The organism is Mesorhizobium sp. M1399 (assembly GCF_040317735.1).
Taxonomy (GTDB): Bacteria; Pseudomonadota; Alphaproteobacteria; order Rhizobiales; family Rhizobiaceae; genus Mesorhizobium.
The window spans coordinates 59,358-84,648 of record NZ_JAMYKZ010000013.1 but is presented as its reverse complement, the minus strand read 5'-3'; the positions used below and the strand labels follow the sequence as shown (position 1 = coordinate 84,648).

The 25,291-nt window shown below is 63.6% G+C and carries 24 protein-coding genes; 16 read left to right on the top strand and 8 right to left on the bottom strand.

Translation table 11 applies throughout. The annotated features are described in order from the left end of the window. Position 1: 1 nt before the first annotated feature. Positions 2–568: an elongation factor P gene (gene efp / locus NKH05_RS23210; RefSeq protein ID WP_023717161.1), complete on the bottom strand. Its 567-nt coding sequence runs from the start codon at positions 566–568 to the stop codon at positions 2–4. A 114-nt stretch (positions 569–682) separates the two neighbouring features. On the opposite strand from efp, the gene epmA reads away from it, so the two are divergent. The 7 genes from epmA (at position 683) to lpxK (ending at position 7,453) form a co-directional block, all read left to right on the top strand. Next, entirely contained in the window at positions 683–1,729 is a 1,047-nt protein-coding gene (gene epmA / locus NKH05_RS23205; RefSeq protein ID WP_353026165.1) for an EF-P lysine aminoacylase EpmA, read from the top strand. Positions 1,730–1,868: 139 nt separating this feature from the next. After that, the gene (locus tag NKH05_RS23200; protein WP_023717163.1) at positions 1,869–3,212 is read left to right on the top strand and encodes a TldD/PmbA family protein; all 1,344 of its coding nucleotides are present in this window, start codon (positions 1,869–1,871) and stop codon (positions 3,210–3,212) included. Continuing rightward, the gene (locus NKH05_RS23195) at positions 3,199–4,005 is read left to right on the top strand and encodes a 3'(2'),5'-bisphosphate nucleotidase CysQ (RefSeq protein WP_353026163.1); all 807 of its coding nucleotides are present in this window, start codon (positions 3,199–3,201) and stop codon (positions 4,003–4,005) included. Before NKH05_RS23200 ends, NKH05_RS23195 begins: the two co-directional genes overlap by 14 nt. Before the next feature lie 74 nt (positions 4,006–4,079). Next, positions 4,080–4,325: a DUF4170 domain-containing protein gene (locus NKH05_RS23190; protein ID WP_352588488.1), complete on the top strand. Its 246-nt coding sequence runs from the start codon at positions 4,080–4,082 to the stop codon at positions 4,323–4,325. 5 nt (positions 4,326–4,330) lie between these two features. Further along, positions 4,331–5,110 (top strand): lysophospholipid acyltransferase family protein, encoded by a 780-nt coding sequence (locus NKH05_RS23185; RefSeq protein ID WP_023717166.1) that lies wholly within the window; start codon positions 4,331–4,333, stop codon positions 5,108–5,110. Further along, entirely contained in the window at positions 5,107–6,423 is a 1,317-nt protein-coding gene (waaA, locus tag NKH05_RS23180; RefSeq protein WP_023717167.1) for a lipid IV(A) 3-deoxy-D-manno-octulosonic acid transferase, read from the top strand. The genes NKH05_RS23185 and waaA overlap by 4 nt, the downstream gene beginning before the upstream one ends. Before the next feature lies 1 nt (position 6,424). After that, entirely contained in the window at positions 6,425–7,453 is a 1,029-nt protein-coding gene (gene lpxK / locus NKH05_RS23175) for a tetraacyldisaccharide 4'-kinase (RefSeq protein ID WP_023717168.1), read from the top strand. 254 nt (positions 7,454–7,707) lie between these two features. Here the strand turns inward: lpxK and NKH05_RS23170 are convergent, their stop codons facing one another. Then, positions 7,708–7,941 (bottom strand): DUF2093 domain-containing protein, encoded by a 234-nt coding sequence (locus NKH05_RS23170; RefSeq protein WP_031193470.1) that lies wholly within the window; start codon positions 7,939–7,941, stop codon positions 7,708–7,710. Positions 7,942–8,175: 234 nt separating this feature from the next. Then, positions 8,176–9,081 carry a LysR family transcriptional regulator gene (locus tag NKH05_RS23165; protein ID WP_353000946.1) on the bottom strand — a complete coding sequence of 302 codons (906 nt, stop codon included), beginning with the start codon at positions 9,079–9,081 and terminating at the stop codon, positions 8,176–8,178. Between the two features lie 111 nt (positions 9,082–9,192). Between NKH05_RS23165 and NKH05_RS23160 the strand changes: the two genes are divergently transcribed. Continuing rightward, positions 9,193–10,086: a DMT family transporter gene (locus tag NKH05_RS23160; protein ID WP_353026160.1), complete on the top strand. Its 894-nt coding sequence runs from the start codon at positions 9,193–9,195 to the stop codon at positions 10,084–10,086. Positions 10,087–10,154: 68 nt separating this feature from the next. Continuing rightward, positions 10,155–10,973, top strand: coding sequence for a hypothetical protein (locus NKH05_RS23155; RefSeq protein WP_352962239.1), 819 nt, complete (start codon positions 10,155–10,157; stop codon positions 10,971–10,973). Between the two features lie 34 nt (positions 10,974–11,007). Here the strand turns inward: NKH05_RS23155 and mutL are convergent, their stop codons facing one another. Both mutL and NKH05_RS23145 read right to left on the bottom strand, forming a co-directional pair. Beyond that, complete coding sequence (gene mutL, locus NKH05_RS23150; protein ID WP_352845216.1) at positions 11,008–12,867, bottom strand: DNA mismatch repair endonuclease MutL; 1,860 nt, start codon at positions 12,865–12,867, stop codon at positions 11,008–11,010. A gap of 603 nt (positions 12,868–13,470) precedes the next feature. After that, positions 13,471–14,373: a LysR family transcriptional regulator gene (locus tag NKH05_RS23145; protein ID WP_023717173.1), complete on the bottom strand. Its 903-nt coding sequence runs from the start codon at positions 14,371–14,373 to the stop codon at positions 13,471–13,473. Positions 14,374–14,476: 103 nt separating this feature from the next. On the opposite strand from NKH05_RS23145, the gene NKH05_RS23140 reads away from it, so the two are divergent. Then, on the top strand, positions 14,477–15,466 hold the full coding sequence (locus NKH05_RS23140; protein ID WP_023717174.1) for a zinc-dependent alcohol dehydrogenase family protein: 990 nt from the start codon (positions 14,477–14,479) through the stop codon (positions 15,464–15,466). A 20-nt stretch (positions 15,467–15,486) separates the two neighbouring features. On the opposite strand, the gene NKH05_RS23135 is transcribed toward NKH05_RS23140, so the two are convergent. After that, positions 15,487–16,389 (bottom strand): LysR substrate-binding domain-containing protein, encoded by a 903-nt coding sequence (locus NKH05_RS23135; RefSeq protein ID WP_023717175.1) that lies wholly within the window; start codon positions 16,387–16,389, stop codon positions 15,487–15,489. A gap of 91 nt (positions 16,390–16,480) precedes the next feature. Here NKH05_RS23135 and NKH05_RS23130 point away from each other — a divergent pair, with 91 nt between their 5' ends. The 5 genes from NKH05_RS23130 (at position 16,481) to NKH05_RS23110 (ending at position 22,062) form a co-directional block, all read left to right on the top strand. Next, complete coding sequence (locus NKH05_RS23130) at positions 16,481–18,031, top strand: trimethylamine methyltransferase family protein (protein WP_353012262.1); 1,551 nt, start codon at positions 16,481–16,483, stop codon at positions 18,029–18,031. A gap of 41 nt (positions 18,032–18,072) precedes the next feature. Further along, positions 18,073–19,722: an ABC transporter substrate-binding protein gene (locus NKH05_RS23125; protein ID WP_353026157.1), complete on the top strand. Its 1,650-nt coding sequence runs from the start codon at positions 18,073–18,075 to the stop codon at positions 19,720–19,722. A gap of 105 nt (positions 19,723–19,827) precedes the next feature. Then, the gene (locus tag NKH05_RS23120) at positions 19,828–20,307 is read left to right on the top strand and encodes a DUF3828 domain-containing protein (protein WP_023717178.1); all 480 of its coding nucleotides are present in this window, start codon (positions 19,828–19,830) and stop codon (positions 20,305–20,307) included. Between the two features lie 4 nt (positions 20,308–20,311). Continuing rightward, the gene (locus NKH05_RS23115; protein WP_353026154.1) at positions 20,312–20,866 is read left to right on the top strand and encodes a hypothetical protein; all 555 of its coding nucleotides are present in this window, start codon (positions 20,312–20,314) and stop codon (positions 20,864–20,866) included. A gap of 11 nt (positions 20,867–20,877) precedes the next feature. Beyond that, the gene (locus NKH05_RS23110; protein ID WP_023717180.1) at positions 20,878–22,062 is read left to right on the top strand and encodes a mandelate racemase/muconate lactonizing enzyme family protein; all 1,185 of its coding nucleotides are present in this window, start codon (positions 20,878–20,880) and stop codon (positions 22,060–22,062) included. A gap of 29 nt (positions 22,063–22,091) precedes the next feature. Here the strand turns inward: NKH05_RS23110 and queF are convergent, their stop codons facing one another. After that, on the bottom strand, positions 22,092–22,553 hold the full coding sequence (queF, locus tag NKH05_RS23105; protein WP_023717181.1) for a preQ(1) synthase: 462 nt from the start codon (positions 22,551–22,553) through the stop codon (positions 22,092–22,094). Between the two features lie 114 nt (positions 22,554–22,667). Here queF and NKH05_RS23100 point away from each other — a divergent pair, with 114 nt between their 5' ends. Next, a complete protein-coding gene (locus NKH05_RS23100; protein WP_352640007.1) occupies positions 22,668–24,713 on the top strand; it encodes an oxidoreductase in 2,046 nt (681 codons plus the stop codon). Positions 24,714–24,854: 141 nt separating this feature from the next. Here NKH05_RS23100 and NKH05_RS23095 read toward each other — a convergent pair whose 3' ends face one another. Beyond that, a complete protein-coding gene (locus NKH05_RS23095; protein WP_023717183.1) occupies positions 24,855–25,262 on the bottom strand; it encodes a hypothetical protein in 408 nt (135 codons plus the stop codon). Positions 25,263–25,291 lie beyond the last annotated feature (29 nt).

Below are 25,291 nucleotides of genomic sequence, written 5' to 3'. Positions count from 1 at the left end.
CTCAATCCTTCGCGCGCTCGACATACGCGCCATCCGCCGTCATCACCACCACGCGGGTGCCGGCGCTGATGTGTGGTGGCACCAGGGTACGCACGCCGTTGGACAGCGTTGCCGGCTTATAGGACGAGGACGCCGTCTGGCCCTTGGTCACCGGCTCGGTCTCGACCACCTCGAAAGTGGCGCGCTGCGGCAGTACCAGCGAGATGGCGATGCTGTTGTATTGCGAGATCTGCACCGGCATGCCTTCCACCAGGTAGGGCGCCATGTCGCCGACCACGCTCTCCGGCACCGCCACCTGGTCGTAGCTCTCCGGGTTCATGAAATGAAAGCCTTCGCCGTCCTGGTAGAGGAAAGTGTGCTCGCGCTCCTCGACATAGGCGCGCTCGACCTGCTCGGTGGTGCGGTAACGCTCGGAAACTTTAACCCCGTCGGAGATACGCCGCATGTCGAGCTGGGTGACCGGCGTACCCTTGCCAGGATGAATGTTTTCGGCAAAGAGGATCACATAAAGCTTGCCGTCCTTTTCGACGACGTTGCCTTTGCGTAAGGAGCTGGCGATGACCTTCACGGGTTTCCATCCTGATAAAATTTGTTGGCGCAAATCGGCTGGAGAGGCCGTTGGGTGCGGCCTAGCGCATCTTGGCCGCAATCGCCAGCCCTCTGTGCAATTCGCCTGAAGCCGATGACCGCCGCTTCGCCATGGTGGACGCCGCATGTCCATGCCGACCGCCGGCCGCGGCTGATCCTGCGCAACGCCATTGCCGCCGGCATGCGCGACTGGTTCGCCCGCCGTGACTTCGTGGAGGTGGAGACATCGGCCCTGCAGATCTCGCCCGGCAATGAAGCGCATCTGTCGGCCTTTGCCACCGAGGCGATCGGGCCGGACGGGCAGCGCCAGCCGCTCTACCTCCACACTTCGCCGGAATTCGCCTGCAAGAAGCTGCTTGCCGCCGGCGAGGAGCGCATCTTCAGCCTCGCTGCTGTGTGGCGCAACCGTGAGCGCGGCCCCTTGCACCATCCGGAGTTCACCATGCTCGAATGGTACCGCGTCGGCGAGACCTATGAGAGCCTGATGCGCGATTGCGCCGAGCTCGTCGCGCTGGCGGCCGAACGGGCGGGCGCAAAGCGTTTTAGCTTCCGCGGCCGCGAGGCCGACCCGTTCGCCGAGCCGGAACGGTTGAGCGTCGCCGAAGCCTTCATGCGCCATGCCGGCATCGATCTGCTGGCGACGATTGCAGCCGATGGCACCACCGACCGCGCGGGATTGCATGCCGCCCTGGTCCAGGCCGGATTGCGGACCGCGCCCGACGACAATTGGGCCGACCTGTTCAGCCGGGTGATGGTCGAAAAAATCGAACCGGTGCTGGGGCAGGGGCGCGCCACCATTCTTTTCGGATATCCGATCTCGGAGGCGGCATTGGCCAGGCCGAGCGCCGACGATCCGCGCACCGCCGAGCGTTTCGAGCTATATTGCTGCGGCGTCGAGCTCGCCAACGCCTTTGGCGAGTTGACCGATCCGGCCGAGCAGCGCCAGCGCTTTGCCGCCGAAATGGACGAAAAGCAGCGTGTCTATGGCGAACGCTACCCGATCGACGAGGATTTCCTCGCCGCGCTCGCGATCATGCCGCAAGCGAGCGGCGCGGCGCTCGGCTTCGACCGGCTGGTGATGCTCGCCACCGGCGCGCTCAGGATCGACGACGTGATCTGGACGCCGGTGGCCGCTTCCTGAGGGATTGTCGATCTCGCCGTTGCCGCTCACCCGCCTGACACCGCTTTGCGCCTTCTCCCATTGCAGAAGCCGCACCGGGACAATAGATGGTGCAGCAGCGGCTGCCCTTCAGCCGGCCGGAAATAACAGGATTATGCGCATGACCGATACGCTCGACGCAGCGAAACTGACCGATCGCGTCGCGGCCCTGGTCGAGGCTGCCAAACGGGCCGGGGCCGATGCCGCCGATGCGGTTGCAGTACGCGGCCGCTCGACCGGTGTGTCGGTGCGGCTTGGCAAGGTCGAAGGCACAGAGGCGTCCGAGAGCGAGGACGTCTCGTTGCGCGTCTTCGTCGGCAGACGCGTGGCGAGCGTTTCGGCAACGGCGGCATCCGACCCCAATATGCTGGCTGAGCGCGCCGTCGCCATGGCCAAAGTGTCGCCCGAAGATCCCTATCAGGGTCTCGCCGATCCGGCCTTGCTGGTCAAAAAGCCGCGCGATCTCGATCTGTTCGACGCCACCGAGGTATCGGCGGACCAGTTGAAGGAAGCAGCCCTTGCCGCCGAGGCGGCGGCGCTTGCCGTCAAGGGCGTCACCAATTCGGCCGGCAGCGGCGCCAGCGCCGGGCTCGGCGGCCTTGTGCTCGCCACTTCGCATGGGTTTGTCGGCCATTATGTCGCGTCGCGCTTTTCGCGCTCGACCAGCGTGATCGCCGGCGAGGGCACCGGCATGGAGCGCGATTACGAATTCTCCTCGCGCCAGCATTTTTCCGATCTCGACGCGCCGGAAGACATCGGCCGCAAGGCCGGCGAGCGCGCTGTACGCCGTATTGGCGCGCGCAAGGCTGCGACCGGGCCGGTCGACGTGGTGTTCGATCCGCGCGTCGCGCGCGGCATTGCCGGCCATCTCGCCGGTGCCATCAATGGCGCCGCGGTGGCGCGCAAGACCAGCTTTCTGCGCGACATGATGGGCAAGAAGGTGGCTTCGGCCGCAATCACCGTCACCGACGAGCCGCTCCGGCGCCGCGGCCAGGCCTCGCGCCCCTTCGACGGCGAAGGCGTCGAGGGCGAGAAATTGTTCATGGTCGACAAGGGCGTGCTCAACCACTGGTTCCTGTCGACCTCGGCGGCGCGGGAACTCGGCCTCGTCACCAATGGGCGCGGCTCGCGCAGCGGCTCGTCGGTCTCGCCATCGTCGACCAATCTCGCCATCGAGCCCGGGGAAAACACGCCGGAAGAGCTGATCAAGTCGCTCGAGACCGGCTTCTACGTCACCGAAGTGTTCGGCCAGGGGGTCGACATGGTGACGGGCGAATATAGCCGCGGCGCTTCCGGCTTCTGGATCGAGAATGGCGAGCTGGCCTATCCCGTTGCCGAGGTGACCATCGCCTCCAATTTGAAGACGATGTTCCTCAACATGGTTCCGGCGAGCGATCTCGACCGCAATTTCGGCACTGCCGCGCCCACGCTTTTGATCGAAGGGATGACCCTTGCCGGAGCTTGATCCGGCCGTCTCGGCCGGCGCTACTGAAGACCTGCAGCTGCTGCGCGACGCTGCCCGCGAGGCGGGGCTCATCGCCATGCAGTACTTCAACAACAATCCGCAAGTGTGGATGAAGGGCGGCGCCTCGCCGGTCAGCGAAGCTGATCACGCCGCCGACAAATATCTGCGCGAGACCTTGCTGGCGGCCCGGCCGGACTATGGCTGGTTGTCGGAGGAAACCGTCGACGACCCGGTAAGGCTTGTCGCGCGCCGCACCTTCGTCGTCGATCCGATCGACGGCACGCGCGGCTTCCTCGAAGGCCTGCCCACATGGTGCGTCAGCGTCGCGGTGGTCGAGAACGGCCGCACGCTTGCCGGCGTGCTCGACTGCCCGGCGAAGGGCGAAATCTATTGGGCGCTGCCGGGCGAGGGCGCATTCCTGAATGGCAAGCGCATCGGCGTGCGTCCGCCGTCGGAAACGGCCGAAATCGCCGGACCGAAGGCGATGATCGACCTGATGCCGGCGAAATGGCACAAACGGCTGAAGCGCGTGCCCTATATTCCTTCGCTCGCCTACAGGTTGGCGATGATCGCCGGCGGCCAGCTCGATGCCACCTTCGTCAAGGCCAACGCGCATGACTGGGACATCGCCGCGGCCGACCTCATCCTGCGCGAGGCAGGCGGCGCCGTGCTCGATCGGCACGGCCGCGCGCCGCTCTATGCCGGCGAAGTGATCCGCCACGGCGCGCTTGCCGCCGGCAGCGGCGAACTCCTCGCTGTGCTCGCCGGCGTCATCGCCGGGCTGGACAATTGACCATCATCAATAGTTCCAAAGTCGGCGGCTTTGGTCTAGACCTGTCCCAAACTCACGATATGTGAAGGATCGACATGGCCGCTGAAGACGGAAAGAAACAGCTTTTGCACCTGGTGTTCGGCGGCGAACTCAAGAAGCTGGGCGGCACCGAATTCCGCGACCTCGACGCGCTCGACGTAGTCGGCATCTATCCCGACTATCAATCGGCGCACGCCGTCTGGAAGGCCAAGGCGCAAGCCAGCGTCGACAACGCCCATATGCGTTATTTCGTCGTTCACCTGCACCGCCTGCTCGACCCCGAAAACAAGGCTCCCGGTTGACATCGATGAACCATGAAGCGGTCAAGCGATCAGCCCCGCGGTCGGCGGTCAGACGTCGCAAGCCGAAGACGTTCTGGCGCAAGATCCGCGAACCGCTGGCGCAGTCGCGATTCGTCAAGAATGCGCTTGCCGCGCTGTTTGCGTATTTCGTCCGCCTTGTCCGCCTGACCAACCGCATGGTCGACGGATCGGCGAAGTTTTCCGGCGGCGCCTATGCGCAGCTCGAGCCTGGCATCATCGCGCTCTGGCACGGCCAGCATCTGCTGACGCCGGCCTATTATCCCAAGGGACGGCCACTGGTTGCCATGGTGTCGCGCAGCGCCGATGCCGAGCTCAACGCGCTGATGGTCGAGAAATTCGGCATCGAGGCGGTGCGCGGCTCTGGCGGGCGCGAAAGCGCAAGGCATCTCGACAAGGGCGGCGCCAAGGCGCTCATCGCCCTCAAAAAGTCGCTCGCCACCGGCAAGAATGTCGCCATGATTGCTGATATTCCCCACGGCACGCCGCGCGATGCGGGGCTCGGCGTCGTCCTCCTGGCGCGGCTGTCCGGCCGGCCGATCCTGCCTGCCGCGATTGCCACCAGCCGCCGCAAGGTGATCGAGGGCAGCTGGGACAAGACGACGATCAACTTGCCCTTCGGCCGCTCCTCGATTGTCGTCGGCACGCCTGTCTTCGTGCCGGCCAACGCAGACGCCGCGGAAATGGAACGCAAGCGCCAGGAGGTCACGGCCTCGCTCAATGCCGCGACCGCCGAGGCCTATCGCCTTGTGGACGGTTCGAAATGAGTATGCGCTGGGCGCGCGCCTTCCTGACGGCATACCGCTTCGCCGGGGCCGCCGCGTACCCGCTGGTCGGACCTTATGTCGCCTGGCGCACATCCAGAGGCAAGGAGGATCGCATTCGCCGGCGCGAGCGCTACGGCGTCGCCGGACGCGAGCGCCCCGAAGGCCCGGTGATCTGGATCCATGCAGCCAGCGTCGGCGAGACCATCGCCGTCGTGCCGCTGGTCGAGAGCATTCTCGACTACGGCGTCAACATCGTGCTGACGACGGGCACCGTCACCTCGGCGCAGGTCGCCGAAGAACGGCTGGGCGGCCGCATCATCCACCAATATGTGCCGCTCGACCTCAAGCCGGCGGTCAGCCGCTTCCTCGATCATTGGCAACCGGACCTGGCGATCATCGCCGAATCGGAGATCTGGCCGATGACCATCCTGGAACTCGGCGCCCGCCGCGTGCCGCAGGTTCTGGTCAATGGCAGGCTGTCCGACCGCTCCTTCAAATCCTGGAAGAAGCGCGCCAACATCGCCGAAGCATTGTTCGAAAATCTCGCCCATGTCGTCGCCCAGTCGGATCTCGATGGCGAGCGCTTCCTTTCGCTCGGCGCCCGGCCGGTCACCGTGTCCGGCAATCTCAAGGTCGACACCGCGCCGCCGCCGGCCGACGAACGGGCACTGGCGGCGCTGAAACGCCAGATCGGCGCTCGCCCGACCTGGGCGGCGATTTCGACCCATGACGGCGAAGAGGCGGTCGCGGCCGAAGTTCACGCCATGCTGCACAAGCGGCACCACGGGCTTTTGACGATCATCGTGCCGCGCCATCCCGAACGCGCCGGGCAGCTGGCCGCCCAGATTTCCGGCATGGGCCTGAAGCTGGCGCAGCGCAGCAAGGGCGACAGGATCACCGCCGATACCGATATTCTGCTCGGCGACACGATCGGCGAGATGGGGCTTTATCTGAGGCTGACGGAAATTGCCTTTGTCGGCCGTTCGCTGACTTCCGAGGGCGGCCAGAACCCGCTGGAACCGGCCATGCTGGAGACAGCGGTGCTTGCCGGCCGCAACGTCCAGAATTTTCGCGAGGCCTATCAGCGCCTGCTCGACAGTGGCGGCGCCAAGCTGGTGCGCGACCGCGATATGCTGGCCGGCGCCGTGAATTTCCTTTTGACCAACGAGGTGGCTCGTCACGAAATGATGGCGGCGGGTGCGGCGACGGTCGACGAGATGCGCGGTGCGCTGGCGCACACGCTCAGGTCGCTCGAGCCCTATATCCAGCCGCTGGTCGTCAAGTCGCGCCTGAAGGGCGCGAACGGGCGTTGACGTGACCTCGGAAGCGCCGCCCTTCTGGTGGGAAGAGCCGGACTGGCGGGTCGTGGCGCTGTCGCCGCTTTCCGCCATCTATGCGCTTATCGCCGGTCGCCGCATGCGGCACGCGCCGCGCGAAAAAGTCGAGGCGCCGGTGCTCTGCATCGGCAACTTCACGGTCGGCGGCACCGGCAAGACGCCGGTGGCGATCGCATTGGCCGAGCAGGCCCGGCGCATGCAGCTCAATCCCGGTTTCCTGTCGCGCGGCCATGGCGGCTCCTTCGCGCAGCCGCATGTCGTCGATCCGCACCACGACGCCGCCAAGCATGTCGGCGACGAGCCGCTGCTTTTGGCCGAACATGCGCCGGTCGCGGTGACGCCGAACCGGGCCGCCGGCGCCAGGCTTCTGCTGGAGAAGCTCGGCTGCGATTTCCTGATCATGGATGACGGTTTTCAGAGCGCGCGCATCCACATCGATTATGCGCTGGTCGTCGTCGACGCGCGCCATGGCATCGGCAATGGCCGCGTCATCCCCGGCGGACCGCTGCGGGCGAACATCGTCGACCAGCTGGTCTTCACCAGCGGCTTGCTGAAGATGGGCGAGGGCACCGCGGCCGATACGGTCGTGCGCCAGGCAGCGCGCGCCGGCAGGCCGATCTTCGAGGCGCACACCGCCCCGAGCAGCACGGTGACGCTGGCCGGCAGGCGGTTCCTGGCGTTCGCCGGCATCGGCCATCCCGACAAGTTTTTCGACACCGTAGCCGAGGCCGGCGGCGAGCTTGCGCTGACCCGACCGTTTCCTGACCATCATTTCTACAGCGCGGACGAGCTTGCCGAATTGGCGGCGACGGCACGTAAAGCCGGGCTTGGCCTGATTACCACTGCCAAGGATGCTGCCCGCCTGCGTCACGGCGCAGCGCCGCCGGAATTCCTCGACCGGCTCGATGTGCTGGAGATCGACACCGTCTTCGAGCTCGACCATGTGCCGCAACGCATCATCGACGAAACGCTGGATGCCTGGCGGCAGCGCAGGCTTAAAGGCTGACCGGCAGCTTGAGGCCGAGGCAATGCGGGGACCGGAATTTTTCCGCCGGTCGAGTGTATTTTGTTCTTGCTTTGTGCCGGCAGCTATGCTACTAATTTGTATATGGCGATGATTCGCCGACGACCCGCCCTCGAGCCCCGAGGCGGGTTTTTTATTTCAAGATAACTTCTAAGGTTTCGGTGTCGCTGGCTTGACGTCGCGGCAGGAGACGGCGCGCGAAGGATCGCAACGGAGCGATTTGCATTTGCGTCAGACTACCGTCGGCGGCGCAGTTCCGGATGCGCTTCGATCTCGCGGCGCAATGATGCAGCGGCATTCAGATAGGGTTCCTGCCTGGCGACACTCCAATATTTGAGCTCGTCGAGCGGGATGCTCTCGCCGGTCACCGCACAGCGAACGAAGGCGCCGGGGCTAGTCACCTGGAAGTCGCCGTCGAGATAGCGGATGCGGGCTTCCTTGCCGCCGGGGCCTTCGAAACGGTTCATCATGGGGTGGAGCCGAAATTCATGACGATGTCATCGCCACAAATTGCGGCGAGGTCAAGCTTGGTTGGCTTTGCCTGCCTCTGTTTCTGGTGACACTTGCTCGAACAAGCCGGCAAAGCGGATGCCAATGCATGTCGCGCAAAAGTGTGCAGCGGTTTTGCGATAACGACATGCATAAACACAAGAACCTGAAGCGCGTCGCATGAGGCCGGTCGAACGCGACGCGCTTCAGGCATCTCATTCTTCGGCGATGATAAACTCTTCGATCCTCTCCGCTGGCAGCCCGGCCTGGACTGCGATGCGACGAGCAAGTTCGGCTGCCGCGGCGCGCGGCCGCCCCAGCGGCCGGTCGAGCCAGTAGGATATCGGGCTGAGGGCACCGCGCTCGTCTACGGCGACGATGCGGCCCGATTTCAATTGGTCCACCGTCAATGGCGGACGCGCCAGCGCAATGCCGAGCCCGTGCGCGGCGGCGTCGAGCACGAGGTTGTAATCCTCGAAACGGCGGTCGTGCGGCCGCGGCCGATAGTCCATCTCCTGCGCCGCAAACCAGGCCCGCCACGCCGAAGCGTCGGAATCGTTGATCACCGGAAATTCGAGCAGCCGGGCCGGATCGCCGCGGCCGATCTCCCTGGCCAATTCCGGCGAGGCGACCGGGAACACATATTCTTCGAAAAGCTGCACCGAGATCCGGCCCGGAATGCGGCCGCGCCCGCAGCGGATCGACAGGTCGATGCCCTCGTCGGCAAGATCGCCCTGGCGGATGTCGACGTCGAGCACGATGCGCAGCTTGGACGGGTGGTTCTCCAGCGCCGCCATGCGCGGCATCAACCACAGCCCGCTGACCGAGGGGATCGAGGTCAGCCGCACCACCGCCGTGCCGCGCGGCTCGACCCAGCGATCCGAATTGCTGGCGATCAGGGCGAAGGCTTCGGTGGTGCGCAGATGCAGGCGATTGCCCTCGACGGTCAGCGAGACGCCGCGCGCGCCGCGATCGAAGACTTTCAGCCCGAGCCAGTTCTCGAGCTTGGCGATCTGCCTGCTGACGGCGCCATGGGTGATGTTGAGCTTCTCGGCCGCCGCCGAAAAGCTGCCTGCCCGCGCCGCGGCATCGAAGGCGCGCAGGGTTTCAAGCGGCAGCATCGAGTCTGAGCTGTGATCCATAGTCACAGGTGATACTCGATTTGTTCGTTTGTCAATCGACGCGCAATAGCGTTTCTCTACTTCATGGCATTGGATCGCGAGGACACCGAGATGAGCGTCTATACCGGGACGTTGAATACGACACAGCGTATGGATGCCACGGCGGCCATCGCGGTGGCGCTGACGGTGGTCGGCTGGGCCTCCGCCTTTCCGGCGATCCGCGCCGGCCTTGCCGCCTTCGGGCCGCTGGAACTCGGCGCGTTGCGCTTTGCCATCGCCGCGGTTCCGGCGGCGATCTTCCTCGCGGTCAAGCGGCCGGCGCTGCCCAGGCTCGACGAACTCTGGCGCTTTGCCTTCGGTGGTGCCGTCTTCGTCGCGCTCTACACGGTGATGCTCAATTTCGGCGAGCTGACTGTTTCGGCAGGTGCGGCCGGCTTCATCATCAATGTCAGCCCGATCTTCACTGCGATCATGGCCATGGCGCTGCTCGGCGAACGCTTCTCAGGCCTGGCCTGGGCCGGCACATTCCTGTCCTTCGCCGGTATCGGCATCATCGCCATGGGCGAGGGGCAGGGGCTGCATTTCAACAATGGTGCGCTGCTTGTCCTCGGCTCGGCGCTGTGCTCGGCCGTCAACACCATCGTTCAGAAGCCGCTGTTTGGTCGCCACCACCCGCTGACCATCTCGGCCTCGAACATGGTGCTTGGCGCGCTCTGCCTGTCGCCATTCCTGCCGAGCGGTCTGGCGCAGGCAGCGGTCGCCGATACCGCCGGGCTCGGCGCCGTCATCTTTCTCGGCATCGTGCCCAGCCTCATCGCCTACGCTGCCTGGGCAACAGCACTTTCCCGACTGCCCGCGGCGCGTGCCTCGAACTTCCTCTATCTGGTGTCGCCGGTGGCGACGCTGATCGGCTTCTTCTGGCTTGGCGAGGTGCCGACGCTGTTCGGCATCCTCGGCGGCGCACTGGCGCTCGGCGGCGTTATCGTGGTGAATTTGAAGAGATGATTCAGATAATTGAAGCTTTTTCCCGACTCAAACCATGAGCCGTTACTGACGACCATTGCGATGCAGACATGAGCCAGGCCGGCGTCTATGTTGATTGCGTTTGCGAAGCATGGCGAGGGGTCGACATGGGAATGCAGTTTATCTCCGCAATTTTTTTCTTGTTGCTGTTCAGCCAAAATGCCGTCGCGGGTTGGTATCAGATCGAAAACTACGAAGGTTTCATTGGGCCTAACCCAGTCCATCTGTCGCTGCAGAGGAATGACAGTTTCGGCAGCGGGATTACGGTCGAGGGGAGCTATTTCTACGACGCGAAGCAAAGCCCGATAGCAGTGTACGGCAAGATCAACGGCACCAGCGTATCCCTTTGCGAGATTGCGGACGACAAGGAATTCGACCGGGTGCTGGTCATGGGTTCGAAAACGCCCGTCGACACCAGTGGATGCCCATTTTCTCTCGACATTGGTGAAAGCGGCGCAACAGGAACCTGGAGCAAGGGTGCGGACAAACATCCCGTCACGCTCAAGAAAGTTGCGAGCCTGGACGATACCGGCGACGGGAAGATTGACGGAACCGTTGAGATCCCGTTCTGGGCGCAGACCGCCACCGACAGGTTTTCAGGCATCTACGCGAAAACCGAAGCCGGAATTTGCATGCGAAAATTGCAAGTCATCGGCAAGCGAAGCAAGAAAGTCTATCAAGAGATCGAGTTCGATGACGACAATTGCGACGCGGGAATGCTGATGACGCCAATCTACAGGAATGTTCAAAAACAGACGGAAAAAATCGCCGAGATCATTTCAGTAAACTTTCGTGGCGGCGGCGCTGGCTATACAATGGACTATGTTTTCTCTCTTAAAACTAAGAAGTATCATCAATTGGTGAACTGAGCGGGTGCCTCGCTTGGCATTGCGCAGGTAATGCTTACCGTCGCCCGAACAGCCTCTCGATATCCGCCAGCTTGAGCTCGATGTAGGTCGGGCGGCCGTGGTTGCAGGTGCCGGAGCCGGGCGTCGCCTCCATCTGGCGCAGCAGAGCGTTCATCTCTTCCGGTTTGAGCAGGCGGCCGGAACGTACCGAGCCGTGGCAGGCCATGGTCGCGGCTATCCTGTCCAGCCGCTCCTTCAGCGTGTCGACCGTGTCATTGTCGGCGATCTCGTCGGCGAGGTCGCGCACCAGCTGCTGGACGTTGGTCTCGCCGAGCATCGACGGCGTCTCGCGCACCGCAACGGCGCCTGGGCCGAAGCGCTCGATGCCGAGGCCGAAGCGGGCCAGCGTCTCGGAGTGCATGGCAAGCCGCTCGGCGTCTTCCTCCGGCAGGTCGACAATCTCGGGCAGCAGCAGCATCTGCGACGGCACCGCGCGTGAGTGGAGGGCGTTCTTCAAGGCCTCGTAAACCAGTCGCTCATGCGCCGCATGCTGGTCGACGATGACAAGCGAATCCCTGGTCTGGGCGACGATATAGTTCTCATGCACTTGCGCGCGCGCCGCGCCCAATGCCGTGCCGAGCAGCGTCTCTGCCGCCTGATCCTGTCCGGCGCGCGCGTCGGCACTGTGCAGTGGGCCGGCGTCGAAGGCCGCCTGCTCGTCCTCGCCGAAGCCGCCATTTGCAGAGCCCATATCGAGCGGCCGCTGCGGCGAACGGGCAGGGTCGAAACCCGCAAAGCCCGACGCCCGATAGGCGGCCTCGTAACTGCGGTGACCGTTGGCCGGGCCGCCATGCGCATAGGATGCCGCGCCCGGCCGGAACGCTGCCATCATGCCGGCGGCACCGGTGGTGGCGGCGCGGATCCCGGCATGGGCCAGTGCTTCGCGGATGGCGCCGACGATCAGGCCGCGCACCAGCCCCGGATCGCGGAAGCGCACGTCGGCCTTGGCCGGATGGACGTTGACGTCGACGATCGCCGGATCGAGCGTCAGGAACAGCACGGTGACGGCATGGCGGTCGCGCGGCAGCACGTCGGCGAAGGCGCCGCGAATGGCGCCGGCGATCAATTTGTCACGCACCGGGCGGCCGTTGACATAGGCATATTGCTGCAGGGCGTTGGCGCGGGTGAAGGAGGGCACCGAGACATGGCCGGCGAGGTGCACGCCGTCCCGCACCGCGTCGATGGCGATCGCATTGTCGGGAAAGTCGGCGCCCATCACCTGTGCCACCCGGCGCAGCCGGCCTTCCGGGCTGTCCTCGGTCGCCGGCAGCTCCAGCGTCGAGCGGTCCGGGCCGGCCAGCGTGAAGCGCACGGCGGGAAAGGCGATGGCGATGCGCTTGACCACGTCGCCGATGGCCGAGCCTTCGGCGCGCTCACCCTTCATGAATTTGAGCCGCGCCGGCGTGGCGAAGAACAGGTCGCGCACCTCGACCGTGGTGCCGCGATTGGCCGCCGCCGGCCTGACGGCGGAGACGCGGCCGCCGGCGATGCCGATCTCGGCGGCGTTTTCACTGGACGCTGTGCGCGAGCGGATCGACAGCCGCGCCACCGAGCCGATCGACGGCAAGGCCTCGCCGCGAAAGCCGAGCGAGCGGATGTCGTGAATATTGTCGGCGAGCTTCGAGGTGCAATGGCGCGCGATCGCCAGCGCCAGTTCCTTTTCCGGAATGCCCGAGCCGTCGTCGCTGACGCGGATCAGGTTCAGCCCGCCACCAGCGGTGACGATCTCGACACGCGTGGCGCCGGCATCGAGCGCGTTCTCGACCAGTTCCTTGACCACGCTTGCCGGACGCTCGATGACTTCGCCGGCGGCGATCTGGTTGATCATCGTTTCGGAAAGCTGGCGGATGGGCATGGCAGCACTATAGGCGGATTCGTGGCCGATGCGGGAGGGGGAGAATAGCGTTGATTGTTGCAAGGCAGGGAGACTGCTCCGTTGCGCTCCGTCCCACCCCCCTCTGGCCTGCCGGCCATCTCCCCCGCAAGGGGGGAGATCGGACGTCGCCTCGGCCTCCGCCAGTCTCCAATGTCTCAAAGGTTGGCGGGACGCATGAACCGCCAATCTCCCCCCTTGCGGGGGAGATGGCCGGCAGGCCAGAGGGGGGTGCTGTCCCGCCACGATGTAGAGATAGGAATATTGTTGAAGTGAATGGGCTTGGCCCCCAATTGACTTAGTGGATTTAGTCGGGCGAAGGCCAAAATCTGAAGCGAATGGCCGTTGGAGGCGACATTTGGACGTCATCCTAGATTACTTAATGGTAAACTTCGCTCGATGGATACAGCGTCGAAAGAGTCGTATTGCAAGAGTAATTTTGTTCACTATTTGGACGTTTATTTCGATATCGCTAACAGTTGTTCTGGTTTACCTCCTGTATATTCGAAATCTTACCATATAGATTATTGTTCAATCGTCGGGTCGTTCTCGAGGAAATCCACGCAGCTGACCGCGACCGTGCCTTCAACTCATGAGCTTGGGCAGCGCTGCCGCCAGTGCATCGACGGCAAGGCGGACTTTCATCGGCAGATGTGGCGTCTGCAGCCACAGCGCATGGGCGTCATAGAGAAACCTCGGCTGTTCCGGCAATAGCGGGACAAGTACGCCCGCCTGAATGCGCTGGCGAACCAGCCAGTATGGCAGCCAGGCGAGCCCCATGCCGGCGGCCGCGGCATCGGCGATGGCATCGAGATCGTCGAGCCGCAATCTGCCGGCGAGCCTGACCTCCGTCGCAGGCTGGCCATTGCGTGGAAACAGCCACGGCTGAACGGCACGCCCGGAACGGCGGTAGATGATCGCGTGATGGCTGCCGAGGTCATCTATCGCCTGCGGCTGGCCGTGCCTGTCGAGATAGGATGGCGACGCGCAGACGACCATGTGCTGGCGCGCGACGCGCCGCGCCATCACCCCGGCCTGGTCCTCCAGATCGCCCGTTCGGATGGCAAGGTCGCAGCCGTCCTCGGCGAGGTCGGCGAGGGCGTCGCTGAACGACAGGTCAAGTTCCAGCGCCGGATATTGCTGCGCAAGCCCGAACAGGATCGGGGCAACGCAGCGCCGGCCGAAATGCACCGGCATGAGGACGCGCAGCTTTCCGCGCGGTTCGGCAAGCTGGTCGGCGGCGAGCGCATCCGCGGCCTCTGCTTCGGCAAGCACCAGCCGGCAGCGTTCATGATAGGCGCGCCCGAAATCTGTCAGGCTTTGGCGGCGCGTGGTCCGGTTGATGAGGCGCACGCCCAGGCGCTCCTCGAGAAACCGGACATGCTTGCCGACCATCGGCCCGGATAGATCAAGAGCCGCCGCCGCCGCCGCGAACGAGCCCAGGTCGACGGCTTTGACGAACACGGCCATGCTCGTAAGGCGATCCATATTCAAAACCCACAGTTTCTGCTGATCTACTCAAGCGGCTATTTATCTGCCCGATCGCCGCTGGCATAGCCTATTCAGTTCAAATATTTTGGAGTTGTGACCGATGGCGCGTGTCGTTCGTTTTTATGAGCTTGGTGGTCCCGAGGTTCTGCGCATCGAGAATGTCGACATGCCTGCGCCGGGACGAGGCGAGATCCAGATCCGTGTCAAGGCGTTGGGTCTGAACCGGGCCGAGGCGTTGCTGCGTTCAGGCAGATATATCCAAACCGCGCCGTTGCCTTCCGGTCTTGGGCTTGAGGCCGCTGGCCTCGTCGAAACGGTCGGCGAAGGCGTGGACGGGTTTGCGCCGGGCGATGCCGTCAGCATCGTGCCGCCAGTGTCGATGGCCCGCTGGCCTGCCTATGGTGAGATTGCCACATATCCCGCCGAGCTCGTCGTCAAGCATCCACCATCGCTGAGCTGGAAAGAGGCCGCCGCTGCGTGGATGCAATATCTCACCGCCTACGGTGCGCTGATCGACATTGCCAAACTCGGCAGGAAGGACTTTGTCGTCATCACTGCGGCATCGAGCAGCGTCGGACTGGCGGCGATCCAGATTGCCAACCTGGTTGGCGCGACGCCGATCGCCGTCACACGGACGTCCGCCAAGAAGCGGACTCTGCTTGAGTTCGGCGCGGCCCACGTCATCGCCTCGGCAGAGGTGGATCTGGAAGCCAGGTTGAAGGAAATCGCCGGCCCGGACGGCGTGCGCGTGGTGTTCGACGCGGTCGGCGGGCCGATCTTCGAGCCTCTGACGGCAGCGATGTCGCCAGGCGGCATTCTCATCGAATATGGCGGCTTGAGCCCCGACCCGACACCTTTTCCGTTACCTGCAGTGCTAGGCAAGACGCTGACGCTGCGCGGCTATCTCGTCCACGAGATCGTGCGCGATCCGGCCCGGCTACAGGCCGCCAAGACATTCATCCTTGATGGACTGAAATCGGGTTCGCTGAAGCCCGCAATCGCTAGAACCTTTCCGTTTGATCAGATCGTCGAGGCGCATCGTTATCTCGAGTCGAACGAACAATTCGGCAAGATCGTCGTGACGGTTTGACCGGGCATTGTGGGATAGCCTCACGCTTGCGCCGCCAGCCAGTCCCGCACCTTGCGGGCGTTGTCGCTGAGCTCGCGGTTCCTCGACCAGATGACATGAAAGCCCTTGCCGGTCGTCATTGTGTGGCCGGTGACGCGCACCAGCAGCCCTGATGCCAGCAGCCGCTCGGCGAGATGACCCCAGCCGAGCGCGATGCCTTGCCCCTCCATGACTGCCTGGATCACCAGCGCATAGTCGTTGATGCGCAAGCCACGCCCCGCATCGGCGATGTCGACACCGGCCGAGGCGAACCATTCGTCCCAGCTGGCGGCCTCGCGAAACGGCTCTTCGAGATGAATGAGACGATGCGATGGAAGGTCCTTCACGTTCGCCGGCAGCCCGAACCGGGCCACATAACTAACGCCGGCGACGGGGAATATCACTTCATCGGCCAGCGGCAGCGAATGATAATCCGGCCATTCCTTGGGCTCGCCGCCGCGGACGCCGAGCGGAATGTCTTCGGCGATGATGTCGAGATCGCGGTCCGCGGTCTGGATGCGCAGGTCGATGCCCGGCAGTTCGTCGCGAAACTGCTGCAGGCGCGGCATCATCCAGAACGAGGCGAATGCGGTCGAGGCGGCGAGCGTCACGTGAGCGCCGACGGCGATCTGGCGCAGATCTTCCGCCGACTTGCGGATGTGCGACAGGCCGAGCGAGACGTCGGCGTGAAAGCGATCGCCGGCCTCGGTAAGGCTGACTTGCCGGTGGCGGCGCTGGAAGAGTTTGGCGCCGAGCTGCTCCTCGAGCCCACGGATCGCATAGGAGACGGCAGCCTGCGTCATGCCGAGCTCCCGCCCGGCGGCGGTAAAGCTCGACAGCCGGCCGGCGGCCTCGAAAACGATCAGGCTGCCGGCCGAGGGCAGCAGATGGCGCAAGCTTCGCATAAGCTGAGCTTATACAAGAGATCAGGATTTTCCAGCGTCACAGCTGCATTTTGTCTGGCTAGATTGATCGAGACAGGAAGATGGAGCCTCCATGAACGCACCGGCCGTTGAAGTGAGCGAACATACCAATCGTCGCGCGGGTGGCCGCCTGGGGCGCAAGGCGCTGCGGGGAGCTCCCGTAGCGTCATTCCCGACCCTGATTCGCAAGATTCCTGTGTATCAGATGGTCCCGGACGAGGCGGTGGAGCTCATCCACCAGGAGTCGCTCAGCATCCTCGAAGAGGTGGGATGCGAGTTCCGCGACGACGAGGCTATCGCAATGTGGAAGGCGGCGGGCGCCGATGTCTCCGAGACAAGGGTCCGGATCGACCGCGCCCTGCTGATGGACCTCGTCTCGAAGGTCCCGTCGGAGTTCACGCTCAATGCGAGGAATCCCCAGCGTTCCGTACGTGTGGGTGGAAACAACTCCATCTTCGTGCCGATGTACGGGGCGCCTTATGTGCGCGACCTCGACAACAACAGGCGCTACGGCACACTCGCCGACCTCAACAATTTCCACAAGCTGGCCTACATGGCGCCGGCGCTGCATTCGTCGAGCTCGATCATCTGCGAGCCGATGGAAATCGCGGTGCCGAAGCGTCACCTCCACATCATCCATTCAGCGCTGAAGCACTCCGACAAGCCGTTCATGGGCATCGTGACCTCCAAAGATCGAGCCGAAGACACGATGGCGATGGCAGGCATCGTGTTCGGCGAGGACTATGTCCGCGACAACCCGGTCCTGGTGGCGATCACCAACTGCAATTCGCCGCTGGTCTGGGATGCCACCATGCTGGACGCGATGAAAGTCTATGCGCGCCACAACCAGCCGCTGATCCTCGCGCCCTTCGCCCTTTGCGGCGCCTCGACTTCGGCCTCTGCAGTCGGTGCGGTCGCGCAGGTCAATGCCGAAGCGCTGGCGGGCGTCGCGTTCACACAGCTCTTGCGTCCGGGTTCGCCGCAGATCTACGGACAGTTCATGGTGACGGTCGACATGAAGACCGGCGCTCCCATGGGCGGCACGCCGGAGGCGGCCCAGATGATGTATCTCATGGGCGCGCTGGCGCGGAAGTATCGGCTGCCGTGGCGCACGTCCGGTTTCCATGTCGGTTCGAAGCTGAACGACGCCCAGGCGGGCTACGAGGCGAACATGCTGATGCATGCCGCCATCCTTGCCGGCGCCAACTACATCTGGCACTCCGCCGGTTGGCTCGAGGCCGGCCTGACCTGCGGCTATTCGAAATTTGCCACCGACTGCGAGCAGCTTGTCGGCTGGTACAAATATGCTGGCGGGCTGCCATTCGACGATTTCAAGGAGGCTATGGCGGCTATCCGCGAGGTCGGACCGCAGGGCCATTTCCTCGGCACCCAACACACGCTCCAGCATTTCGAGTCCGCCTTCTTCATACCGAGCATCATGGACTTCAATTCGTTCGAACAGTGGAAGGCGGAAGGAGCAAAGGACCACGACACCCGCGGCCGCGAGAAAGCGCGCAACATGCTCGCCGATTATGAGGAGCCGAAGCTCGATGAGGGCATCGCCGATGGTCTCAAAGATTTGATTGCGCGGCGCGAGGAGAAACTACCGGACAGCGTTAGTTGATAACGGGCGAAGACCCGATGGGAACCATAACGGAGGAAAAAATGACACTCTTCAGAAGCAATGGTGATCGCGTACCGAGCGCCATCGAAGCGATGGCCAGCGAGGCGCGTGCAGGTCGTGTGGATCGGCGCGAGTTTCTGGCTCTGGCAAGCGCTTTCGGCGCATCGACGACCCTTGCCTACGGCATGATCGGTCTTGCCGTGCCAGAACGGGCTTTGGCTGAAGAGCCGAAGAAAGGCGGCACGCTGCATGTTTCGATGTCGGTGAAGGCACAAAAGGACCCGCGCACCTACGACTGGGTGGAACTTGCGAACATTTCACGCTGCTGGCTCGAGCCGCTTGTCCGCTACACCCGCCAGTTCACTTTCGAGCCGGTTCTGCTTGAAAGCTGGGAGGTCAATGACGACGCCACCGAATATGTGCTGCATGTGCGCAAGGGCATCACCTGGACCAATGGTGATGCTTTCGGCGCCGATGATGTGGCCTACAATCTGACGCGCTGGTGCGAAAAGGCTGCAGCCGGCAATTCCATGGCCGCGCGCGTCGGTGCACTGATCGACGCAAAAACCGGCAAGGCCAGGGATGGCGCGATCACCAAGGTCGACGACAACACGGTCAAGCTGAAGCTGAACGAGCCGGACATCTCGCTGATCCCGAACTTCACCGACTATCCGGCGCTGGTGGTCCATCGCAACTTCGACGCCGACGGTGCCAATCCGATCGAGAAGCCGATTGGCACCGGGCCGTTCGAACTGGTGTCTTATGCGGTCGGCCAGAAAGCGGTCGTCAAGCGTCGTGAGACTGGCAAGTGGTGGGGCGGTGAAGCGCTGCTCGACGGCGTCGAATTCATCGACTACGGAACCGATTTCAACGCGTCGATAAATGCATTCGACTCCGGCGAAATCGATCTCAACTTCGAGACGCCCGCCGACTTCATAGACATCCTCGACAAGATGGGGCTGGTAAAATCGGAGGTCGCGACAGCGACCACGCTCGTTGCCCGGACCAACGTCACGCACAAACCCTACGATGACAAGCGCGTCCGCAACGCCCTGCAAATGGCCGTCGACAACCAGGCGGTGCTCGAACTTGGCTATGCCGGGCGAGGGACTGTTGGTGAAAACCATCACGTCAGCCCGATTCATCCGGAATACTTCGCGCTGCCCAAGAAGACACGTGACGCCGCGGGCGCCAAGAAGCTGATGGCCGAGGCCAAGCAGGCCGACTTCGAGCATGAACTGATCACCGTCGAGGACGATTGGCAAAAGAATACCGGCGACGCTATTGCCGGCCAGTTGCGCGACGCCGGGATCAAGGTGAAGCGCACCGTGCTGCCGGGTTCGACTTTCTGGAACGACTGGACCAAATATCCTTATTCCATGACCATTTGGTACATGCGCCCGCTTGGCGTCCAGGTGTTGGCGCTGGGCTATCGCACCGGCGAGGCCTGGAACGAAACCGGCTACTCGAATCCTGATTTCGACGCCAAGCTCAAGCAGGCTCTCTCGCTCATCGACGTGGAAAAGCGCCGCGAGGTCATGAAGGACATCGAGCAGATCCTCCAGGATTCGGGCGTCATCATTCAGCCGTTTTGGCAGAAGCTGTTCAGCCACATGAACGAGAAGGTGAAGAACTACGCTGTCCACCAAACCTTCGAGATGGATCTCCAGAACGTCTGGCTGAACGCCTGAGTTGCCAGCAGAGGACGCGTTGCAGGATTTCATGGACCGCAAGAAAGCCGACAGGCAAGATGCGTGGTACTGATAGCTTCCGTCAGTGAACAATCGGGGACACGCATGAAACTGCCACTTTTTGTTGCCGCGCTTTCGATGGCCTTGCCGGCGGCCGCGTTTGCCGGCCCTGCTGCCAACGCCGTGAAGTTCTTCTATGTCCCGTCGGTCAAATTCGAGGCCGATGCGCAATATCGCGACCGCTTCACCGCGCCGGTGACGAAACTGTTCGAACTGAACGACAACGCGGCAAAGAACCATCCGGATGAAGTTCCCTGCATCGACTTCGCCCCTGGTCTCGATGCGCAGGACTATGACGAGAAGACCGTGGCCAAGACGCTGACGCTGGCCGAAACGCTGGATGGCGACAGCGCCGAGGTGACGGCGACGTTCAGCCTTTTCCCGGAAGGCGATGATTCCAAACGCGAAATGGTCTGGTCACTCAGGAAGATCGATGGCCAGTGGAAGGTCGCCGACATCACCTCGAAGACCAGCGGCTGGACGCTGAGTGCGCTCGAATGTCTGGCCGGGCAGACCCCGGAGTGATGCCGTGCTCCGCTGCCGTCCCTGGGTTCTGGCGACTGCGTGCCTGCTGGCCGGATTGAGCAGCGCCGCCGCTCAGGGCCTGTTGGGCGCGTCGCCCGCAGACGCGCCGGCCGACAACGCGGCACCTCCGCCGGCAGAGCCGCCGGCAGAAAACGCACCGGCCGCACCCGTGCAGCCTGGCTCGCCGACGGCGGTGGTGAGGCCGTTCTACGAGCATGCCGGGCTCGAGGTCGATCCGGCTCAGCGGGGCCATTTCACCGATCCGGCGAAGTCGGTGCTCGACAAGAGCGATGCGCTGCGGAAGTCGGGGCAGGGCGAGTGCCTCGATCCCAACATGGCGCTCGACAATGCCGAATACGACGAGGCGGAGATCGACAAGAGCCTGAAGACCATCGAAGCGGTCAAGGGCGACCAGGCCAAGGTCGTTGTCGCTTTCGTCGCCTCCGGCAATCCGCACCGACTGGAATGGAAGCTCAAAAAGGTCGACGGCGACTGGAAGATATCGGACCTGCTCTCGGTGACAGGCGAATGGGCGCTCAGCCAATACCAGTGTGAGTGAGAACGGAACCGATGAAGATCAGCAACATCCGCGTCACCCACGTCAACGTCCCGCTCGATGCTCCGTTCTGGTGGACGGCTGGTCTCTACGGCGGCGCCTCGAAATCGATCATCGAGGTCGAGACGGACGAAGGCGTGGTCGGACTGGGCGAGGCGCCATGGTGGCATTTCGGCGAGGTGATCAAGGCCGAGATCGCGCCGGCGCTGATTGGCGCCGATCCGCTCGACATCGCCGACTGCGAGGCGCGCTGTGTGCCGCCCTGGCAGATCACCGCCAACACCGGCGAGAACGCAGCCACGGTGGCGTTCGGCGCCATCGAACTGGCGCTCTGGGATATAAGAGGCAAGGTCTTCGGCATGCCGCTCTATAAGCTGCTCGGCGGCGCGGTGCGCAAGGACATTCCGTTTTCGGAATATTTCGCCTTTCGCCCCGCTCAAGGCGGAGCCGGCGGCGAGATGACCGCCGAAGCGATCGTCGACTATTGTCTCGGCATGCGAGAACAGCACGGCTCGACGATCTTCGAGGGCAAGCTGATCATGGGCGATCCCGAGCTCGAGATCAGGACAGTGCGCATGCTGCGCGAGGCGCTTGGCGATAAGGCGCAGATCAAACTCGATTCCAACATGCAGTGGTCGCTGACCACAGCGCGCTGGGTACTGCGCGAGATCGAGCCGTTCAACATCCGCAATTACGAGGATCCGGTCGCGACCTTCGAGGAGATGGCAGCGCTGCGCCAGCATTCGCGCATTCCGTTCTCCACGCACATCCCGGATCTCAGACGGGCAGTCGCGCTCGGTGCGCCGGATTACTTCGTCTGCAATTTCGCAGCACTCGGCGGATTGTCGAAAACTCTGAAATTCATCGCCGCCTGTGAGGCGATGGGCAAGGGGTTCTGGTGCTATTCGAACGATCTCGGCATCATGACATCGGCTTATCTGCACGTCGTGGCGGCGACACCGTGGATCACCGAAGCATCGCAGTCGCTGTTTCGCTGGCAGATCGGCGATGTCATCAAGGACGGTCCTTTCCGCCAGACGGGCAATACGGTGCGCGTGCCGGAGGGTGACGGGCTGGGCGTCGAACTCGATCCGGCTGCGATGAAACGCTGGGCGGGCCACTTCGCCGAACACGGGCCGATGGGCCATTTCAGCGACCCGAACAATCCCGGCCGCTACCGGCGGCTCCCGCTCAACTGATGCAACGTATTTTCCTCAGAAACTCAGGCTCACCCGCGCCCGCGATAGGGGGCGACGCCGGTGTCGGGCAGCCACACACCTTCCGGCGGGGCGCCCGTCTGCCAGAACACGTCGATCGGAATGCCGCCGCGCGGATACCAGTAGCCGCCGATGCGCAACCACAATGGCTTGGTCGCGGCGATGATGCGGCGGCCGATCATGACGGTGCATTCTTCGTGGAACGCGCCATGGTTGCGAAACGAGGTCATGAACAGCTTGAGCGACTTCGATTCCACCAGCAGCGCATCGGGTGCGTAGTCGACGACGATATGGGCGAAGTCCGGCTGGCCGGTGACCGGGCAGAGCGAAGTGAATTCCGGGCAGGTGAAGCGAACGATGGCCGGCGGGCCGTCGCCGCGCGAAAATGGCACGGTTTCCAGGACTGCCGCTTCAGGGCTCTGTGGCGCCTCGACGTTGGTGCCGAGCTGGGTGAGGTTTTTCGTATCGGTCATGAGCAGGTTCCTTGCTGCATGTCGCCCAAAACTGCGCAGCGATTTTGGGATAGCGACATGCGTAAAAACAAAAATTTGCCGCTCATTAGCACAATTTGAAACAGCAGGAAGACGATGACTAACAACGACCCGCTCCTCCAGCCCTATCAGCTCAAGCATCTGACGCTGAAGAACCGGGTGATGTCGACCAGCCATGAGCCGGCCTATTCTGAGGACGGCATGCCAAAGGAGCGGTACCGGCTCTACCATGCCGAAAAGGCCAAGGGCGGCATGGCGCTGACCATGACCGCCGGCTCGGCGATCGTCTCGCGCGACAGCCCGGCCGCCTTCGGCAATCTGCATGTCTATGACGACCGCATCGTGCCGTGGCTCGCCGAGCTTACCGATGCCTGCCACGAGCATGACTGCAAGGTGATGATCCAGATCACCCATCTCGGCCGCCGCACCGGCTGGAACAAGGCCGACTGGCTGCCGGTGCTGTCGGCTTCGCCGGTGCGCGAACCGGCGCATCGCGCCTTTCCCAAGATTATCGAGGACTGGGATATCGAGCGCATCGTCGCCGACTACGCGGCGGCCGCCCAGCGCTGCCAGGCTGCCGGCCTCGACGGCATCGAATTCGAGGCCTACGGCCACCTGATGGACGGCTTCTGGTCGCCGGCCACCAACCAGCGCGACGACGATTTCGGCGGCTCGCTCGACAACCGGCTGCGCTTCACCGGAATGGTGCTCGATGCGGTGCGTGCCGCGGTCGGCGAAAAGTTCGTCGTCGGCATCCGCATGGTCGCCGACGAGGATTTCGAGAAAGGCCTGTCGAAACAGGAAGGCGTCGAAATCGCCAGGCGGCTGGCCGGCTCCGGCAAGGTCGATTTCCTCAACATCATCCGTGGCTCGATCGAGACTGATGCCGCGCTGACAAAAGTCATTCCGGTGACCGGCATGCGGTCGTCGCCGCATCTCGACTTCGCCGGCGAGGTGAGGGCGGCGACGAAATTCCCGACCTTCCATGCTGCGCGGATTTCCGACGTCGCCACCGCGCGTTACGCCATCGCCACCGGCAAGCTCGACATGGTCGGCATGACGCGCGCCCATATCGCCGACCCGCACATCGTCAAAAAAGTGATGGAGGGCCGCGAGCACGAGATACGTCCTTGCGTCGGTGCAACCTACTGCCTCGACCGCATCTATGAGGGCGGTGAGGCGCTGTGCATCCACAATGCGGCAACGGGCCGCGAGGCTGATATCCCGCATATCATCCCGAAAACCGAGGGACCGAAGCGAAAGGTGGTCGTGGTCGGCGCCGGCGCCGGCGGGCTGGAGGCAGCGCGGGTCGCCGCCGAGCGCGGGCACCAGGTAACGGTGCTGGAAGCATCGAGCCAGGCCGGCGGCCAAGTGCGGCTGGCAACGCAGAACCCGCGCCGCAAGGAATTGATCGGCATCATCGACTGGCGGTTGGCCGAGCTGGACCGGCTCGGCGTCGAGATCCGCTACGACACCTGGGCGGAGAAGGACGACGTGCTGGCGCTGTCGCCGGACGTGGTGGTGATCGCCACCGGCGGCCTGCCGCAGAACCCGCCTCTGACTGCGGGCGACGATCTCGTCACCTCGAGCTGGGACATCATGGCCGGCAGCGTCAAGCCGGCCGAGAACGTGCTGCTCTATGACGACAATGGCGGCCATCAGGGCATGGGTGCTGCCGAACTGATCGCCAACAGCGGCGCCAGGCTGGAGCTGGTTTCACCAGAGCGCTTCTTCGCGCCGGAAATGGGCGGCATGAACCATGTGCCTTACATGCGCGCCTTCCAGGAAAAGGGTGTCACGGTGACCATCAACACACGGCTGCGTTCGGTGCGGCGCGAGGGCAACCAGCTGATCGCCGAGCTCGCCTCCGACTTCGCTGATGGCTGGCGCGGAGAGCGCCGCGTCGACCAGGTGGTGGTCGAGCACGGCACGCTGCCGCTCGACGATCTCTATCTGGCGCTGAAGCCGCTGTCGAAGAACGCCGGCGCGATCGACTACGAAAAGCTGGTCAATGGCGGCGACATCTTTCCCGTGCGCAATCCTCACGCCGGTTTCGTGCTCTTCCGCATCGGCGATGCAGTAGCCTCGCGCAACATCCACGCCGCCATCTATGACGGCATCAGGTTCGGCTTGCGAATCTGAGGAATATTTTGGATTGATTGGTGGCGCGCAGCCGAACCTCCGTACGGAGAGCCACCACGGTACTTCGGCTCGTTCTGCGCGCCGCGCACGCCGCCGGCTTGCGGCCGGACACCGTACGATCTTGCGATTGCGGCAGGCCGCTCAAAACATCCTGGCGGTAGCCATGCAGAACACGGTGATGACCAGCAGCCCGCCGGCGATGCGTTCGCCTTTTGTCATCTTCGCGCGCAACTGGGTTTGCGTCGCCGCATCAGCGCCGGCCAACTGCCTGCTGGCGGAACCCACCAGTGCGCCCTGGACCCCGGCGGCAATCAAGGCAGTCAAGATGCCCAGCGCCAGGACCTTCTCCATCGAGCCGAAGGAGCCGTTGTGGAAGAAATACCAGAGCAGCAAACCCGTGAGGAAAACCACGCCGGCCGCGCCCATTTGCGGCCGGAAGAAACGTTCCGCCCGGATCTCCGGTTCGCGGGCAACCGCGATGGTGGTGCCGGCCCAGAACACACCCGCCATGACGTGAAGGCCGAGGACGATGATGTAGACATATTGCATGACCGCATTTCCTCTCTTGCCCACCGCTA

Excerpts from the sequence above, each read along its gene's own strand:
- NKH05_RS23185 (WP_023717166.1), top strand. The coding sequence starts at position 4,331 with ATGAACCATGAAGCGGTCAAGCGATCAGCCCCGCGGTCGGCGGTCAGA.
- NKH05_RS23200 (WP_023717163.1), top strand. The coding sequence starts at position 1,869 with ATGACCGATACGCTCGACGCAGCGAAACTGACCGATCGCGTCGCGGCC.
- NKH05_RS23160 (WP_353026160.1), top strand. The coding sequence starts at position 9,193 with ATGAGCGTCTATACCGGGACGTTGAATACGACACAGCGTATGGATGCC.
- NKH05_RS23190 (WP_352588488.1), top strand. The coding sequence starts at position 4,080 with ATGGCCGCTGAAGACGGAAAGAAACAGCTTTTGCACCTGGTGTTCGGC.
- NKH05_RS23155 (WP_352962239.1), top strand. The coding sequence starts at position 10,155 with ATGAGCCAGGCCGGCGTCTATGTTGATTGCGTTTGCGAAGCATGGCGA.
- NKH05_RS23145 (WP_023717173.1), bottom strand. The coding sequence starts at position 14,373 with ATGGATCGCCTTACGAGCATGGCCGTGTTCGTCAAAGCCGTCGACCTG.
- NKH05_RS23170 (WP_031193470.1), bottom strand. The coding sequence starts at position 7,941 with ATGATGAACCGTTTCGAAGGCCCCGGCGGCAAGGAAGCCCGCATCCGC.
- waaA (WP_023717167.1), top strand. The coding sequence starts at position 5,107 with ATGAGTATGCGCTGGGCGCGCGCCTTCCTGACGGCATACCGCTTCGCC.
- NKH05_RS23095 (WP_023717183.1), bottom strand. The coding sequence starts at position 25,262 with ATGCAATATGTCTACATCATCGTCCTCGGCCTTCACGTCATGGCGGGT.
- queF (WP_023717181.1), bottom strand. The coding sequence starts at position 22,553 with ATGACCGATACGAAAAACCTCACCCAGCTCGGCACCAACGTCGAGGCG.
- NKH05_RS23120 (WP_023717178.1), top strand. The coding sequence starts at position 19,828 with ATGAAACTGCCACTTTTTGTTGCCGCGCTTTCGATGGCCTTGCCGGCG.
- NKH05_RS23110 (WP_023717180.1), top strand. The coding sequence starts at position 20,878 with ATGAAGATCAGCAACATCCGCGTCACCCACGTCAACGTCCCGCTCGAT.
- epmA (WP_353026165.1), top strand. The coding sequence starts at position 683 with ATGACCGCCGCTTCGCCATGGTGGACGCCGCATGTCCATGCCGACCGC.
- NKH05_RS23130 (WP_353012262.1), top strand. The coding sequence starts at position 16,481 with ATGAACGCACCGGCCGTTGAAGTGAGCGAACATACCAATCGTCGCGCG.
- NKH05_RS23140 (WP_023717174.1), top strand. The coding sequence starts at position 14,477 with ATGGCGCGTGTCGTTCGTTTTTATGAGCTTGGTGGTCCCGAGGTTCTG.
- NKH05_RS23165 (WP_353000946.1), bottom strand. The coding sequence starts at position 9,081 with ATGCTGCCGCTTGAAACCCTGCGCGCCTTCGATGCCGCGGCGCGGGCA.
- NKH05_RS23100 (WP_352640007.1), top strand. The coding sequence starts at position 22,668 with ATGACTAACAACGACCCGCTCCTCCAGCCCTATCAGCTCAAGCATCTG.
- NKH05_RS23135 (WP_023717175.1), bottom strand. The coding sequence starts at position 16,389 with ATGCGAAGCTTGCGCCATCTGCTGCCCTCGGCCGGCAGCCTGATCGTT.
- NKH05_RS23125 (WP_353026157.1), top strand. The coding sequence starts at position 18,073 with ATGACACTCTTCAGAAGCAATGGTGATCGCGTACCGAGCGCCATCGAA.
- mutL (WP_352845216.1), bottom strand. The coding sequence starts at position 12,867 with ATGCCCATCCGCCAGCTTTCCGAAACGATGATCAACCAGATCGCCGCC.